The 15,830-nt window shown below is 69.7% G+C and carries 10 protein-coding genes; 8 read left to right on the forward strand and 2 right to left on the reverse strand.

Features of this window, described 5'->3' with window-relative positions; all coding sequences use genetic code 11:
- Positions 1 to 42: 42 nt before the first annotated feature.
- Positions 43 to 951, forward strand: coding sequence for a serine/threonine protein kinase (locus tag GXY15_12315; protein ID NLV41995.1), 909 nt, complete (start codon positions 43 to 45; stop codon positions 949 to 951).
- A 55-nt stretch (positions 952 to 1,006) separates the two neighbouring features.
- Positions 1,007 to 1,348, forward strand: coding sequence for a hypothetical protein (locus GXY15_12320; protein ID NLV41996.1), 342 nt, complete (start codon positions 1,007 to 1,009; stop codon positions 1,346 to 1,348).
- 370 nt (positions 1,349 to 1,718) lie between these two features.
- Here GXY15_12320 and ftsA read toward each other — a convergent pair whose 3' ends face one another.
- Complete coding sequence (gene ftsA / locus GXY15_12325) at positions 1,719 to 3,020, reverse strand: cell division protein FtsA (GenBank protein ID NLV41997.1); 1,302 nt, start codon at positions 3,018 to 3,020, stop codon at positions 1,719 to 1,721.
- Between the two features lie 27 nt (positions 3,021 to 3,047).
- Positions 3,048 to 4,769, reverse strand: a complete 1,722-nt coding sequence (locus tag GXY15_12330; GenBank protein NLV41998.1) for a hypothetical protein — start codon at positions 4,767 to 4,769, stop codon at positions 3,048 to 3,050.
- Between the two features lie 424 nt (positions 4,770 to 5,193).
- Here GXY15_12330 and GXY15_12335 point away from each other — a divergent pair, with 424 nt between their 5' ends.
- From GXY15_12335 to GXY15_12360, 6 genes are all read left to right on the forward strand, one after another.
- Complete coding sequence (locus GXY15_12335) at positions 5,194 to 7,947, forward strand: galactose-1-epimerase (protein ID NLV41999.1); 2,754 nt, start codon at positions 5,194 to 5,196, stop codon at positions 7,945 to 7,947.
- A 24-nt stretch (positions 7,948 to 7,971) separates the two neighbouring features.
- Complete coding sequence (locus GXY15_12340; GenBank protein ID NLV42000.1) at positions 7,972 to 9,300, forward strand: alpha-L-fucosidase; 1,329 nt, start codon at positions 7,972 to 7,974, stop codon at positions 9,298 to 9,300.
- 51 nt (positions 9,301 to 9,351) lie between these two features.
- On the forward strand, positions 9,352 to 10,308 hold the full coding sequence (locus GXY15_12345) for a ChbG/HpnK family deacetylase (GenBank protein NLV42001.1): 957 nt from the start codon (positions 9,352 to 9,354) through the stop codon (positions 10,306 to 10,308).
- A gap of 281 nt (positions 10,309 to 10,589) precedes the next feature.
- A complete protein-coding gene (locus GXY15_12350) occupies positions 10,590 to 11,195 on the forward strand; it encodes a response regulator (GenBank protein NLV42002.1) in 606 nt (201 codons plus the stop codon).
- A 474-nt stretch (positions 11,196 to 11,669) separates the two neighbouring features.
- Positions 11,670 to 12,968: a Gfo/Idh/MocA family oxidoreductase gene (locus GXY15_12355; protein ID NLV42003.1), complete on the forward strand. Its 1,299-nt coding sequence runs from the start codon at positions 11,670 to 11,672 to the stop codon at positions 12,966 to 12,968.
- Positions 12,969 to 12,997: 29 nt separating this feature from the next.
- A complete protein-coding gene (locus GXY15_12360; protein NLV42004.1) occupies positions 12,998 to 15,670 on the forward strand; it encodes a DUF1080 domain-containing protein in 2,673 nt (890 codons plus the stop codon).
- Positions 15,671 to 15,830 lie beyond the last annotated feature (160 nt).

Below are 15,830 nucleotides of genomic sequence, written 5' to 3' on the forward strand. Positions count from 1 at the left end.
CCCCAATAGGCCCGCGTTGCGCTCAACTCCCGGGGATAGCGGATGACGGAAGAACAGGCCGCACAGAAGATCACGGTGGGAAGTGTTGTCGCGGGGCGTTATGAAATCCGCAGCCTCATCGGCAAGGGCGGCATGGGCGAGGTGTTTCTTGCCCACGACCTCCAGACGGACCGCGATGTCGCCCTGAAGACGCTCCACGCCAAGTACAGCCAGAGCCGCCACGCCATCGCGCGCTTCGGGCGCGAGGTGCGCCTCGCCCGCCAGCTCAACCACCCGGGCATCGTGAAGATTTTCGACGCGCAGAAGTGGGAGAACACCCTCTTCTACACCATGGAGTACATCGAGGGGAAGAGCCTGCGCGCGTGGCTTCAGCAGCGGCGGGCGCTGGACCTCGGCTCCACGGTGCGCGTGCTGTGCCTCGTGGCGGAGGCGCTTGAGCACGCCCACCGCGTCACCATCCACCGCGACCTGTCGCCCGAGAACATCATGGTCCTGCGCGACGGCACCGTCCGCCTGCTCGACTTCGGCCTCGCCAAGATTGACGACCAGTATGTCGGCCTCACGGTGGTCGGCACCAACTTGGGCAAGTTGCGCTACATGGCCCCCGAGCAGGAGCGCGACGCCGCCGCCGTGGACCACCGCGCCGACCTCTTCTCCATGGGCGTCATGTTCTTCGAGCTGCTCACGGGGCGCTCCCCCCTCCCGGGCCAGCGGATCACCCAGGTCATCCCGGACCTCCCCGCCAGCGCCGACACCTTTGTCGCCAAGGCCATCGCCCGCGACCCCGATGAGCGCTACGCCGACGCCCGCGAGTTCCGCGAGGCCCTCCTCGCCGTCTACCGGGACGCCCAGGCCGCCGGCCCGATTCCCGCCGCCGGCCCGCCGCCGGAGAAAAAGAAGGGCACCCTCGCCCGTCTCCTCCGGAAACTCCGCTTCTGGAAGAAGGGCTGACCGGGCGCGTCCGGGGGACGAAGCGGAAAAGACTTCAAAAAAGGAAACGGGAGAAATGGTGGAACAGATTTGGCTGCAGAGGACGGTGGTTGCGGTGCTCTTTGTGGCGCTTGTTGTGCTGATGGTGCTCGCAAAACGTACCCAACGGAAGAACTGGGGGCCCCTTCCCGGGTTGGCCGACCATATTCGAGAGGGGCGGCGGTTCCATGTCTATCTGGCCCAGGGGGAGGTTCTTCGGAACGTCCGCTTCGTGGACTGTGTCTTTGACACCCCTGCCGCTCCGCTGAGCTTGTTCCTGGACCCCGCACAGCATGGATGGATCGTGGCGGAGAGGGAGGATGGCGGCCGCGTGCGCATCCGCCCGTCGGCGGTCGCCTCGTTTGAGGACGCCGGGTAGCCGGGGAGAGACGTTGGGGAGTCTTTGTTCCTGGGCTTGCCAGGGCAATCGCACTTGGAGTCTTGGGCACTTTCTGGTTGGAGACCGTTCATTGCCCTTTGTCTAACCTCTTTACCGCCGAAAGCGTTGCCGAATACAGCCCAGGCCAGGCCGCCGCCCGAAGGGCCAGGCCTGCCCTGGGCTGCCCGGACAGAGAGAATCATGCCCCAACGGGGCAGCCGAAATTCATGTGCCGGGAAGAAGAGAAGGCCGCCGGGACGGCGGCGCCACGAAACAGCAGTCCGCCGACCCACTCCGCACCGTCGGCGGCCAGTCGGCCTGGTCACTGGGCATTCTTCACAATCTCGGCCACCACTCATCGTAGACGGCCCTAGAAAAAGAGCTCGCGGATTTTTTCCCAGTAGTAGCGGATGCGCCCGGCGAGGGGGGATCCGCCGCGGGGGATGACACGGCCGGAGCGGAGGGCGTCGTAGTATTCGAGGCCGTGGCGGACGATGCCGGTGATGGGGGCGTTTGCCGGGGTGTTGTAGTAGGTGGGCATGCCCTCGAGTCCCTCGGGCGCGCCGATGCGGACGGGGAGCCTGCACACGGTCTCGAGGAGCTGGGCGAAGGTGCGGATTTCAGCGCCGCCGCCGGTGAGGACGATGCCGCGGGCGAGCATCTGGTTCATGCGGTGGCGGTTGAGGAAGCGGGCGACCTCCTCGGCGAGCTCCTGGGCGCGGGCGAAGATGATCTCGTCCACGAGCTTGCGGGAGACCACGTCGGGCGCGCCGTTGACGGGGCTCTTCAGCTTGATCCGGGGGGCGTCGGCGGCGGACGACGACGACGGCGCGGCGGGGGCGTCGGGGCTGCCCTCCTGCTGCATCTGGTCGAGGAGGAGCCTGCTGACGCCGTACTCCTGGAGGATTTCGCCGGCCTCGTCGAAGCGCACCTTGAGGCCCGCGCTGAGGTCGTTGACGATGAGGACGGTGCCCTGGGGGATGTAGGCGGTGCCGAGGATGCTCATGTCGTGGTAGGCGGCGATGCCGATGCCGGAGTTTCCGATGTCCACGACGGCGGCGCCGAGCTGGGTGTCCTCGCTGCTGAGGCATCCGAGGGCCGCCGCGATGGGCTGGTAGACGAAGTCCTCGAGGATGCGGCCCTGCGAGTCAATGCAGGCGCGCAGGTTGTCCGCCGTCACCGAGGGGATGTTGGCGACGTGGATTTTCGCCTTGAGCACGGAGCCGCGCATGCCCAGCGGCTCGATGACGCGGGTGCCGTCCACCTGCCACTCCTGGGAGGAGGTGGAGGTGATGGCGTAGCACCCGGGGTGCAGGGCGTTCTGCGCGGCGTTGCCGCGGGCGCTTTCGAGGTGCTCCAGCTCGACGACCCCCTTGGTCAGGGGCACGCAGCCCTCCTGCACGACGGAGCGCACGGCCTCGGAGGTGATGCCGCAGAAGAGGGCCTGGGCCTGGGCGCCGGACTTCTTCCGCGCGTCCTCGAGGGCGGCGCGCAGGGCGCGCTGCGCGTCGTGCTGGTTCTGGATCTGGCCGTGGCGCACGCACCCGCGCGACGGGCTGGCCCCGTCGCCCCGGTAGCGCAGGGAGCCGTCGGGCGTCCGCTCCGCGATGAGCACGCGCACCTGCCTCGCCCCGAAATCCACCGCCGCGACCAGTTCACCTTTTCTGCCCAAGGGTTGCCCCTCCTTTCGCGCGCCGCGCTAGAACAGCAGGCCGTCCGGCTGGCCGGCCTCCGCCGGCGCGCCGCCCCCGTCCAGGGGCCGGGTGATTTCCCCGATGGCGCGCCGCCGCTCCTCAAGTTCCGTTTCCAGGGCCAGGATGTCGCCGAGAATCCCGCGCCGCCCCTCCTCCAGGTCCGCCACGCGCCCGCGGGCCTTCTCCAGCAGCTCGCGGGCCGCCTCCTCCTCCTCCATGAGCGCCTCGATCTCCGAGCTGACCAGGCTTTCCGCGGCGATGGTGTCCGTGCGCGCGATTTCCTGGTCCCGCAGGCGCTGCGCCGCGGCGGCGCGCTCCTCCTGCAGCGCGGCGATCCGCGCGTCCAGGTCCTCCAGCCCCGCGCGCGTCTCCGCGATGTCGCCGTCGAGCGCGCCCAGACGGGTCCGCGCGTCCCGCGCGTCCGCCTCGCGCGCGGCGATCTGCTCGTCCGCGCCGCGCACGCGCTCCTCCGCCTCGCGCACCCGGCGCGCCGCGTCCTCCGTCGCGTCGCCGTTCAGGCCGAGCCGGCTGCGCGCGCCGTCGAGGGCCGCGGACACATGGTCCGCCTCCTGCCGCGCCAGGGCCGCCGCCAGATGCAGCGCCAGCACCTTCGCCCCCGCGATGTCGCCCGCCAGGATGGCCGACTGCATCGCCCGGTTGACGTCCTCCACCGTCCGCGGGGCCGGGGGCGCCGGTTCGGGGGCCGGCTCCTCGGCGGGGGCTTCCCCCGTCACCGCGCTTGATGCCTCTTCCTCCTCTTCCCCGGCGGCGGGCTCGTCAGAATGGTCTGATGCGGGCGTCTCTTCGGACGCCTCCGCGTCGCCGGGCGCATGGTCCGTGTCTTCCTCCGTCGCGGCGGGCTCGGTGTCCGTCTCTTCCCGCGCGGGCTCTTCCCCGGTGACATCGCCGCGCACGTCTATCTCGCCCAGGTCCTCTTCCACGGGGGCCTCGTCGTCGGTCTCCTGCGGCGCGTCCTCCCCGGGGAAGTCCCCCTCCGGGGCGGCGTCCGCGTCATTCTCCCAGGGGGAGGCCGGCGCGTCGGTGTCGTTGGCGTCGTCTTCCTCCGGGGCGGGGGCGGCTTCTTCGGGCGTGCCGCCAAAGGGGGTTTCGGGAAGGTTCCTGGCGGGGGCTTCCGGCTCAACGACGGGTGCGGGGGCCGGTGCCGGTGCGGGCGCGACGGGCGGCGCAGGTGGCGCAGGCGGCACGGCCGCCGTCTCCCTGACGGGCTCCTCCTCGGCGGCCTCGTCCTCCACGAGGGCGATGCCGTCGCGGCGCATGGCCTCCAGCGCGCCCTGGTAGTGTTTCTGCCAGGCCATGCGCACCGTCGGCGTCTCGTTGTCAATGATGATGTCGCCGATCATCATGGAGAGGGCGTCGTCGCACGCGCGCAGGAAGGGGAGGCACTGCGCGGTGCGCCGCGCGCGCTCATAGCTGCACAGCACGCGCGCCGTGTCCGTGACCGCCTCGCGCAGGGTGTCCCACCCGCTCTCGGCGGCGATGTTGAGAATCTTCAGCAGCTCCTGAAGGCACTCGCCGGGCCACTGCGCGTGCTCCGGCGCGCCGGTGGCGTGCTGGATGTGGCGCTTGAACCGGCCCAGGGAAATCAGCACCGCCTGCGACGGGTCGTTGGGCGTTCCCGGCTGCGGCGTGAACGGATCTTCCGGCATGACCTGCTCCTCCATTTCCGGCACGGGCGCGTCGCCGGCACACGCCGCGCCGTCTTCCACCGGGGGTTCCGGCGCGGTGGCGGAGTTCTCCCCGAAAAGCTTCCGTCCGAACGCCGCCCATGTCTTGTTTTGTTTACCGAAGCGCACCGAGCGATACCTCCGTGTGGAGGATTTTAGCACAAGCGGACCGGGGACACAATATATATTGTGGTTTTTTCCGCCCCGCCGCCAAAAACACACAATATAGCGGCGCGCTGGGGAGAAGCAGGCATCGGGGCGCCTCAACGCGCGGGAAGACGCGGGAATTCCGCCGCGCTGTGTGCTATTCTAGGCGCAACATTCAATCGGCAGCCTCCGGGCGTAACAAGAGGACAAGAGGGTCATGACACAATATGCATTGGCGGGAATGGTGGCAACCTTGGTGCTGGGCGCGGGCGTCTGCGCGGCGGAGCCGCCGCGGGCGGAGCATCCGCGTCCGGACATGATGCGCGGCGCGTGGGTGACCCTGAACGGGGAGTGGGAGTTCGCGGAGACGGACGACAACAAGGCGGAATACCTCGGGGACGCCGCCTACCCGGACAAGATCACCGTGCCCTTCTGCCGCGAGAGCGCCCTGTCGGGGCTCGGCCGCACGGGCTTCATCCGCAACGTGTGGTACCGCCGGGCCTTCGAGGTTCCCGCGGGCGACGGGTGGACGGGAAAGCGGGTCCGCCTGCATTTCGGCGCGTGCGACTGGCGCACGCGGGTGTGGGTTAACGGCGTCCTCCAGGGAACGCACACCGGCGGCAGCGCCCCCTTCTGGTTTGACGTGACCGCCGCGCTGAAGCCCGGCGCGAACACGGTCATCGTCCACGCCTTCGACGACGTGCGCTCGGGCGTGCAGTCGTCGGGCAAGCAGTCGCAGAAACTGGAAAGCCACGCCTGCGTGTACACGCGCACCACCGGCATCTGGCAGCCCGTCTGGCTCGAGGCCGTCGGAAGCGCCTTCATCGAGAAGCTGCGCGTGACGCCGGATGCGTCCAACGGCCGCGTGACCGTGTGGGCGCGCGTGGACGGCGCGGCCCAGGGCATGACCCTGAAGGCGTCCGCCGCTTTCGGCGGCCAGGACATGGGCGCCGCCGAGGCCGCCGTCGAGGGCGGCCAGGCCGCGCTGGTGCTGGACCTGAAGGAGGCGCACCTGTGGGCCGTGGGCGACCCCAGCCTGTACGACCTGAACCTGTCCGTCCTTCAGGGCGAAAAGACGCTGGACGCGATGGACAGCTATTTCGGCCTGCGCTCCGTGACCATCGAGGGCCGCGCCATCCTGATCAACGGCAAGCCGGTCTTCCAGCGCACGGTGCTGGACCAGGGCTTCTACCCCGACGGCATCTGGACCGCGCCGGCGGACGCGGCGCTCAAGGCCGACATCGAGATGAGCCAGGCCGCCGGGTTCAACGGCGCGCGGCTCCACCAGAAGGTGTTCGAGCCCCGCTTCCTCTACTGGGCCGACAGGCTGGGCTACCTCGTGTGGGGCGAGTTCCCCAACTGGGGCCTGAACTACAAGAAGCCCGAGGTCAACGCCCCGGTGATCAACGAGTGGCGCGAGCTCCTCGAGCGCGACATGAACCACCCGGCCATCATCGGGTGGTGCCCCTTCAACGAGACCTCCGAAGACGCCGAGTTCCTCCAGAACACCGTGGTGGACCTGACCCGCGCGGTGGACCCCACCCGTCCGGTCATTGACTCCAGCGGCTGGCACCACGGGCACCCGAGCCCCATCGTCATGGACGCCCACGACTACAACCAGGACCCCGCGTCGTTCAAGGCGCGCTGGGACGCCGAGTGCGGCCCGGACGCCTATCCCGCGCCGCGCAAGGACGTGCCGGGAACCCCGATCCCCTTCTTCGTCAGCGAGTACGGCGGGATCGGCTGGAACGTGGCCGAGGGCGCGTGGGGCTACGGGAACAACCCGAAAACCCTGGACGAGTTCTACACGCGGCACGAGGGGCTGACCAAAGCCCTGCTGGACAACCCGTACATGTTCGGCTTCTGCTACACCCAGCTCACGGACATCGAGCAGGAGCAGAACGGCATCTACACCTACGACCGCAAACCCAAGTTTGACCTGGCCCGCATCAAGGCGGCGAACAGCGCCCCGGCGGCCTACGAGCAGAACCCGCCGATCGGAAAGGGAACCGGCATGAGCATCAGCAAACAGTCCTACGGCACCCTGCCGGACGGGCAGGCGGCGGACATCTACACCCTGTCCAACGGAAACGGCATGAAGATGTGCGTGACCAACTACGGCGGCATCATCACCGAGCTGTGGGTGCCGGACAAGAACGGCGCCGCCGCCGACGTGGCCCTGGGCTACGACAAACTGGAGGGCTACCTCAAGGCGACGCCGTACTTCGGCGCGGTCGTGGGCCGCTACGGCAACCGCATCGCCAAGGGCAAGTTCACCCTGGACGGCAAGGAGTATTCCCTGGCGGTGAACGACGGCCCCAACGCGCTCCACGGCGGGCTTAAGGGCTTCGACAAGGTGCTGTGGGCGGCGGAGACCGCGCGCCGCGCCGACGCGGTCGGCCTGCGGCTGAAGCGCACCAGCCCCGACGGCGAGGAGGGCTATCCCGGCAACCTCACGGTCACCGTGACCCACTGGCTCACGGCGGCCAACGAGCTGGAGATCGAGTACGCCGCCGAGACGGACGCGCCCACGGTGCTCAACCCCACCTGGCACGGCTACTTCAACCTGCGCGGACACAACAACGGCGACATCCTCGGCCACGAGATCATGCTCAACGCCAGCCGCTTCACGCCCGTGGACAAGACCCTCATCCCGACGGGGGTGCTCCAGCCCGTCGCGGGAACGCCCTTCGACTTCACGAAGCCCTTCGCCATCGGCGCGCGCGTGAACGACGACCACGAGCAGCTCAAGTTCGGGGGGGGCTACGACCACAACTTCGTCCTCGACCGGACGGCGGACGGGCTGTCGCTGGCGGCGCGCGTGCGCGAGCCGGAATCGGGCCGCGTCGTGGAGGTCTGGACCACCGAGCCGGGCGTCCAGTTCTACTGCGGCAACTTCCTCGACGGCACCAACGTCGGCAAGGGCGGCCACGTCTACCAATACCGCACGGGGTTCTGCTTGGAGACCCAGCACTTCCCCAACTCGCCCAACCAGCCGGATTTCCCCTCCGTGGTCCTGCGCCCCGGGGAGACCTACACCCAGCACACGGTCTACCGTTTCATGACGGACTGACCGGAACCGGAAAAGGAGACGGCCATGAACACGCTCCTCTGCGCGGCCCTCGCGGGCCTGAGCCTCGCACAGCCGGCCTACAAGGCGGACTGGGAGTCGCTGGACAAGCGCCCCAACCCGCAGTGGTTCGAGGACGCCAAGTTCGGCATCTTCATCCACTGGGGCGTCTACTCCGTGCCCGCGTGGGGGCCGAAGGAGCGCTATTCCGAGTGGTACTGGCACGACATGCAGGACAAGGACGGCGAGACCTGGAAGTTCCACGAGGCCACCTACGGCGCGGACTTCACCTACCAGGACTTCGCGCCCATGTTCAGGGCGGAGATGTACAACCCGAAAGACTGGGCCTCCGTGTTCAAACGCTCCGGCGCGAAGTACGTCGTGCTCACGTCAAAGCACCATGAGGGCTTCTGCCTCTGGCCCGACCCGAACAACTGGAACTGGAACGCCGTGGACATCGGGCCGCACCGCGACCTGGCGGGCGACCTCGTGGAGGCGGTGCGGGCCGAGGGCCTGCGCATGGGCTTCTACTACTCCTTCTACGAGTGGTTCAACCCGCTCTACAAGAGCGACGTGAACCGCTACGTGGACCAGTACATGCTCCCGCAGCTCAAGGACCTCGTCGAGCGCTACAAACCCGACCTCGTCTGGCCCGACGGCGAGTGGGAGCACCCCAGCTCCGTCTGGCGCAGCGAGGAGTTCCTCGCCTGGCTCTTCAACGAATCGTCCGCCCCCAGGGACGTGGCGGTCAATGACCGCTGGGGCAAGGAGTGCCGCGAGAACCACGGCGGCTTCGGCACGCCCGAGTACCAGCACCGCTCCAACGGCCGCCTGTCCAGCGCCGGCCTCTTCGAGGAGTGCCAGGGCATGGGCATGTCCTTCGGCTACAACCGCAACGAGTCCGCGGAGAACTACCGCAGCACGGAGAAGCTGCTCGAGCTGCTCGTCAACACCGTGAGCCGCGGCGGCAACCTGCTGCTGGACATCGGCCCCACGGCGGACGGCCGCATCCCCGAGATCATGGAGCAGCGCCTGCTTGAGATGGGCGAGTGGCTCGCCGTCAACGGCGAGGCAATCTACGGCGCCGACCGCTGGGAGAAGGCCCCCGAACTGGAGAAGGTGCGCTTCACGCAGAAGGACGGCGCGGTCTACGCCATCTGCCTCGGCTGGCCCGGCGAGAAGCTGGCCTTCCCGAACGTCACCGGGGCGAAGGCCGCCGAGGCGTCCATGCTCGGCCTGGACGGCCCGCTGGCCGCCGCGGTGGACGCCGACACGGTTTCTGTTACCATACCCGCGCTCACGCCGGACAAGCTCCCCTGCCGGCATGTGTGGGTGGTCAAACTCACGCTGAAATAGAAACCCCCGGGACGGCGCGGTCCGCCCCCGAACCGAAGAAGGAAGTGCGCGATGCGAGACATGCTGTTTGCGGCGGCGGTTGTCCTGATGGCGGCGGGAATGGCCCCCGCGCAGGACGCCCAGACCTACGCCGAGAAGCTCGGCTTCCCCAAGGGCGCCAAGGTCGTGATCTTCCACGTGGACGACGCGGGCATGCACCACGACGCGAACGTGGGCGCCATTGAGGCCATGGAGAAAGGCGTGGCCACCTCGGCCAGCATCATGTTCCCCTGCCCCTGGGCCGCCGCGGCCGCCGCCTACGCCAAGGAGCATCCGGAGTCCGACTTCGGCCTCCACTGCACCCTCACTGCGGAATGGAAGAGCTACCGCTGGGGCCCCGTGGCGGGCAAGGCCGCCGTCCCCGGCCTCGTGGACGAGGAGGGCTGCCTCTGGCACGAGGTGGAGCAGGTGACGGCCAAGGCGACGCCCGACGAGGTCGAGAAGGAGCTGCGCGCGCAGCTGGACCGCAGCCTCACCATGGGCTGGCGGCCCACCCACCTCGACACCCACATGGGCACCGTCTTCGCCACCATGCCCTTCATGGAGCGCTACGTGAAAATCGGCGCCGAGTACGGCATCCCCGTCATGGCCCCCGGCGGCCACGGCCAGTACGTCGCCGCCGAGGACGAGAAGATCGGGCCCCTGCTCCCCGGGCTCGGACAGATGGTCTGGTCCCTCGGCCTGCCCGTCCTCGACGACGTCCACACCGGCTACGGATGCAAGGACCCCGCCGACAAGAAGGCCCAGGTCATCGCCTTCCTCCGCGAGATGAAGCCCGGCCTCACCCAGTTCATCGTCCACGCCACCCGCCCCTCCGAAAACTTCAAGGAGGTTACCGGCTCCGGGCCCATGCGCCTCGCCGAGCTGGAGGCCCTCACCTCCCCCGAGGTCAGGCAGGTCGTCGAGGAGGAGAAGGTCATCCTCACCACCTGGCGCGAGCTCAAACAGCGCCGCGACGCCGCCAAGTAGGCAGACAGCCTTTTCGGCGCGGGGACGCATTCCAGCGTCCCCGCGCTTTCTTTTGGAGCACTTCAAGGGGGGGAAAGCCGCATCTACAGAATCCCGCCTCTCAACCCCAAGATGCCCTATCCTTGGGCTCGCTTCCTCCTGTCCACCCCGTCCACTCTGTCCACATCGTCCACCGAGCCCCCCGCCTACCCCTTTCTCCGGCCCCGGTGGTACAATGCGCCCAGCCCCGAATACCCCGCGTTTCAGGGTTATCCGGAATACCTTGCGGAGGACGTTTTACCATGAAAAACCGCGTGTTCACCACCGGCGAGGCCGCCGGCATCTGCGGCGTGTCCGCCGACACCGTGTCCCGGTGGTTCGACCTCGGCCAGATTGACGGCTACCGGCTGGGTCCCGGCGGCGACCGCCGCATCCCCTACCAGAGCCTGCGCAAGTTCATGCTGAGCCACGGCATCCCCCTGGACCGGCTGGAGGAGAGCGAGCGCCGGGTGCTCGTGCTGGACGACGACCCGTTCTATCTGGACACCATCCCGTCGGTCCTCGGGCGCGACGAGGTCTACGCCGTGCTGACCGCCTCCACGGGCTTCGATGCCGGGGTGATCGTCGTGGAGCACACCCCGCAGCTCGTCATCCTCGACGTCAACCTGTCGGACACGGACGGGCGGATGGTCGCCGAGCGGGTCAAGAACCGCGCGGAGACGCGCAACACCCGGATCCTGGGCATGTCGGCACTGCTGGACGAGGCGGGCGCGCGCGCCCTGGAGGACCACGGTTTCGACGGCTTCCTGAAAAAGCCCTTCACCGACGAGGAGCTCCTCGCCCGGGTCGGCGAGCTGTTCGAGCTGCCCAACGCCAAACTGAACCGCCCAAAACTCCCGCGCTACTGAGAAGTTTTCATAACGCAAAGCCGCGGAGAGGCAAAGACGCCGGGTGAGACGGTCCTGCCGGGAAAGAAGAGGGCGCGGCAAGCGGCGCCCCTACATGCCCGCGCCTTGGGTATGCGCACGTAGGGGCGCCGCTTGCGGTACCCCTACATGGCCGCGCCTTGGGTATGCGCACGCAGGGGCGCCGCTTGCGGTACCCCTACATGGCCGCGCCTTGGGTATGCGCACGTAGGGGCGCTGCTTGCGGTACCCCTACATGCCCTCGCCTTGGGTATGCGCACGTAGGGGCGCCGCTTGCCGCGCCCTGGAGCGGACACAAAGGCTGCGGATTGTCCGGCGATCCGGGTTCATTCGCCTCGTGCCGGATCTGGCTCCGGATTTCTCCTTGACACCCGCCCCCCCGGGGGCCCAGAATGCGGAGGGTGGCGGCGGCGGGCGTGTTCATCCACAAACTTCGGCCTTTGGGAGACCCTTGCCATGACGAAGAAACTCACGCGTCGCGGATTCCTTTCCGCCTCGGCGGCCGCGGTGGCCGCGCCCATGATTGTGCCCGCGTCGGCCCTGGGCCGCGACGGGACCGTCGCGCCTTCGGAGCGGATCACCGTGGGGTGCATCGGCATCCACGGCCGGGGCTTCAGCGACCTGCAGTGGCTCATCGGCAACAAGGACACGCAGGTGCTGGCCATCTGCGACCTGTGGAAGCAGCAGCGCGAGAAGGTGAAGGCCTTCGTGGACGAGACCTACGGCAACACGGACTGCGCCATGTACCGCGACCTGCGCGAGTTCCTGCCGTCGCGTCCGGACATTGACGCCGTGCTCATCGCCACGGGGGACCACTGGCACGCGCAGGCGTCGGTGCGGGCGATGCGCGAGGGCAAGGACGTGTACACCGAGAAGCCCTCGACCATGACGATCGCCGAGGGGCAGGCGGTGGTGGAGGCGGCCAAGCGCTACGGCCGGGTGTACCAGACGGGCACCCAGCGCCTGAGCGAGGCGAACCACGTCTTCTGCATCGAGATGGCGCGCACGGGACGCCTGGGCAAGGTCCACACGGCCTACGCGCACATCGCGCCCTGGGACATGGCCAAGATGCCGCGCGAATGGAAACCCGCGCAGCCGCTGCCGCCGGTGGACGAGGTGGACTGGGACATCTGGCTCGGCCCGTGCCCCTGGCGGCCCTTCAACCTGTCGTATGTCAGCGGCGGCTGGCGCGGCGACTACGACTTCCACACGAGCTGCATCGGCGAATGGGGCGCCCACACCTTCGCGCAGGCGCAGGCGGGCCTGGAGGCGGGCGACACGTCGCCGGTCCACTACCAGTACGTGGAAAACGACTCGGGCGACGGCATGGTCTGCACCTTCGCCAACGGGCAGAAGATGGTGCTGGCGCGGGGCGACAAATACTGGCACGGCTCCTGCGGCGAGCGCTTCGACGGCGAGCGCGGCTGGGTGGCCGCGGCGGACGGCTACACCGCCCCCGAGGCGTCGTCGCCGGAGCTGCTGGCGGAGTACGACAAGGTGGTCGGCGAGTACGTCGCCCGCACGGGCCGCTCCCTCGACCACATGCGCAACTTCCTCGACTGCGTCAAGTCGCGCGAGCTGACGGTGGCCAACCCCTCCGTCATGCACCGCTCCATGAGCACGGTCCACGCCGCCAACATCTGCATGTGGCTGGAGCGCGACATGGAATTCGACCCCAAGGCCGAGGCCTTCCTCAACGATGACGAGGCGAACCGCCTGCGCGCCCGCGCCCAGCGCGATTCCTGGACCATCTAACCCCAGCATCCCACCCGGAGGATTTTGTCATGCGCATGCGCGCCGCCGTTCTGATGTCTGTGCTGTTCGCCCTGTGTGCTGTCTCCCTGCCGGCCCGCGCGGCGGAACCCGAAGCCCCGCTGGTCTCCTGGGAGCAGACCGAGGCCCTCCGCCTGCTCTCGCTCTCCGGCGGCCCCGCCGACGTGCCCGCGGCCGCGGCGCTCCTCGGCGACGCCGCGCAGTCGCACCTCGCCCGCCTCGCCCTCGAGGCGATCCCGGGGCCCGAGGCCTCCCAGGCCCTCCGCGACGCCCTCGCCACCACCTCCGGCCCGCTGAAGGCCGGCGTCATCGGGTCCATCGCCGTGCGCCGCGACCTGGAGGCCGTGCCCGCGCTCGCCGCGCTCCTCGGCGACGCCGACCCCGTGGTGGCCGGAGCCGCCGCCGCCGCCCTCGCGCGCCTCGCCCCGCCGGAGGCCGCCGACGCCCTGAAGCAGGCCCTCGCGCGGACCGACCTCTCCCCCGTCACCCGCGCCGCCTTCTGCGACGGCCTCCTCGGCTGCGCCGACGCGCTGGCCGCCGACGGCAAAAAGGACGCCGCCCTCGCCCTGTACGATTCGCTCCTCGACGCGGCCGACACGCCCCGCACCGCCCGCTGTGGCGCCCTGCGCGGCGGCGCCCTGGCGCGCGGCGGCGCGGACGCCCTGCCCCGGCTCACCGACGCGATGAAGGGGGAGGACCGCCATCTCTTCGAGGCGGCCCTGCGCGCGGCCCGCGAGCTCGGGGGCGGCGCGAAGGTGACCAAGGCCCTCGCCGCGCTCCTGCCGGAACTGCCCGCGGAGCGGAAGACCGCCTTCATCCAACTGCTCGGCGAGCGCGGCGACGGCGCGGGTCCGGCGCTGCTGGCCGAGGCCAGGACCGCCCCCGCGCCGGTGCAGGTGGCCGCCCTGCGCGCCCTCACCCGCATTGGCCACAAGCCCGCCCTGGACCTCGCGAAAGACTGGCTGGGATCGCAGGACGCGGAACTGTCCGCGGCGGCCCAGGAGACGCTGAAGTATTTCCCCGGCAAGCGCGGCGACAAGATGCTCAAGGACATGCTGAGGGACGAGGACCCGGCCACCCGCACGCTGGCGGTGAAACTGGTCGGCGCGGGCGGGCTCGAGGAGCCCAACAAACCGCTCATGAAGGCGGCGGAGACGGACCAGGACGCGGCGGTGCGCGCGGCCGCGCTGGGGGCCCTGAGGAACATCGCCGGGACGAAGGAGATGCCCGCCCTGCTCAAGCGCCTGACCGGCGCGCCCACGCCCGAGGAGACGCAGGCCGCCGAGGGCGCCCTCGCCGCCCTGTGCGCCCGAAGCCTGAAAGTCACCGCCGACATCGTGGTCACAAAGGCCGTGTACGGCGCCCTGCCCGACGGCCCCTCCGCCGACGTGACGGAGACCGTGGCCCGGATCGTCGCGTCGGGCGCGCCCGCCGTGGACGCCTCCAACGCGCTCTTCGGCGACACCGCCCCCAACCTCGTGAAGAAACTTCAGGTGGAATGCACCGTGAACGGCTCCCCGGCGGTCCGCACGGCCGCCGAGGGCGAGCAGCTCACCCTCGCGGCGGCCACCGCGCCCGCGGAGATCGCCGACGCGTTCCGCGCCGCCTATGACACAGCCGACGGCGAGGCGAAGGCCGCGCTCCTGCGCCTGCTGGCGACCACCGGCAACGCCGCCGCGCTCGACACGCTGAAGGCGGCCGCCGCGCAGGACGGCCCCCTGAAGGACGCCGCGCTCCGCGGCGTCTGCGCGTGGCCCACGGCGGACGCCCTGCCCGCCGTCATGGAGCTGGCGATGGCGTCGCCCGACCCCGCGGTGAAGACCCAGGCGCGGCGCGACGCGGTGCGCATGCTCGGCCTCGGCCAGACCGAGACGGCGGAGCGCCTGCGGCTGTTCGGCGAGCTGCTCGCGGCGGCCGCCGACGCGGACGAGAAGAAGCTCGTGCTCAGCGGCCTCGCCCAGATCCCGCGCGCGGACGCGCTCGAGATGGTGCTGCGCCAGTTCCCCGACGAGGCGGTGAAGAGCGAGGCCGTCCAGGCCGCCGTCGCCATCGCCAAGAGCCTCGGCACGACGGGCCGCGAGGACGCCGCCATCCTGCCCGCCGCCGGGCTGGCCGGGTGGAAGGGCAACACGGAGTACTGGCGCTTTGAGGACGGCGCGGCCGTCGGCGGCAGCGGCGAGAAGATCCCCCGCAACGAGTTCCTCTGGGCGCCCGTGACGGTCGGCGACTTCTACCTCGCCCTCGACGTGAAACTCGACCCGCCCTCCGCCAACGCCGGCATCCAGTTCCGCTCGAAGCCCGTGGACGAGGCCGGCCAGGCCCTCGGCTACCAGGCCGACGCGGGGCCCGAGGAGTGGGGCCGCCTCTACCACGAGCACGGCCGCGGCAAGCTCGACTGGACCGACCGCGCCGCCGCCGCCGTGAAGCACGGCGAGTGGAACCGCTACGAGATCCTCGCGGTCGGCCCGGCCATCTGGCTGGTCATCAACGGGAAGCTCGGCGCCGCCTGCCTCGACATCAACAAAGAGGGCGAGCGCAGCGGTGGCATCGCGGTGCAGATCCACGGTGGCCCCCCCCAGACCGCCAGCTACCGCTTCGTCAAACTCGTCCACGACCCGGCCTTCAGCCTCCTCGAGGTGGACGCGAAACGCCTCTTCAGCGCCCTGGCCGTGCCGGAACTGTAGGGCGGCCCGGCCGGAAATAGGAAGCAGGGGAAGTATGGGACGCGGGCGGTCTTGGTGATCGTTGGCAGCCCGGTGTGCCGTCCCCGGTCCATCCCGTCCATCCCGTCCATCTCGTCCACCCTTCCGGAATCGTGCTACACTTTCCCGCGCGCCCGCATTG

It is taken from the genome of Candidatus Hydrogenedentota bacterium (assembly GCA_012730045.1).
Taxonomy (GTDB): domain Bacteria; phylum Hydrogenedentota; class Hydrogenedentia; order Hydrogenedentales; family CAITNO01; genus JAAYBR01.

Bases quoted from the DNA above. Each gene is read 5' to 3' on its own strand.
- GXY15_12315 (NLV41995.1), top strand. From the start codon at position 43: ATGACGGAAGAACAGGCCGCACAGAAGATCACGGTGGGAAGTGTTGTC.
- GXY15_12320 (NLV41996.1), top strand. From the start codon at position 1,007: ATGGTGGAACAGATTTGGCTGCAGAGGACGGTGGTTGCGGTGCTCTTT.
- GXY15_12335 (NLV41999.1), top strand. From the start codon at position 5,194: ATGCGCGGCGCGTGGGTGACCCTGAACGGGGAGTGGGAGTTCGCGGAG.
- GXY15_12340 (NLV42000.1), top strand. From the start codon at position 7,972: ATGAACACGCTCCTCTGCGCGGCCCTCGCGGGCCTGAGCCTCGCACAG.
- GXY15_12345 (NLV42001.1), top strand. From the start codon at position 9,352: ATGCGAGACATGCTGTTTGCGGCGGCGGTTGTCCTGATGGCGGCGGGA.
- GXY15_12350 (NLV42002.1), top strand. From the start codon at position 10,590: ATGAAAAACCGCGTGTTCACCACCGGCGAGGCCGCCGGCATCTGCGGC.
- GXY15_12355 (NLV42003.1), top strand. From the start codon at position 11,670: ATGACGAAGAAACTCACGCGTCGCGGATTCCTTTCCGCCTCGGCGGCC.
- GXY15_12360 (NLV42004.1), top strand. From the start codon at position 12,998: ATGCGCATGCGCGCCGCCGTTCTGATGTCTGTGCTGTTCGCCCTGTGT.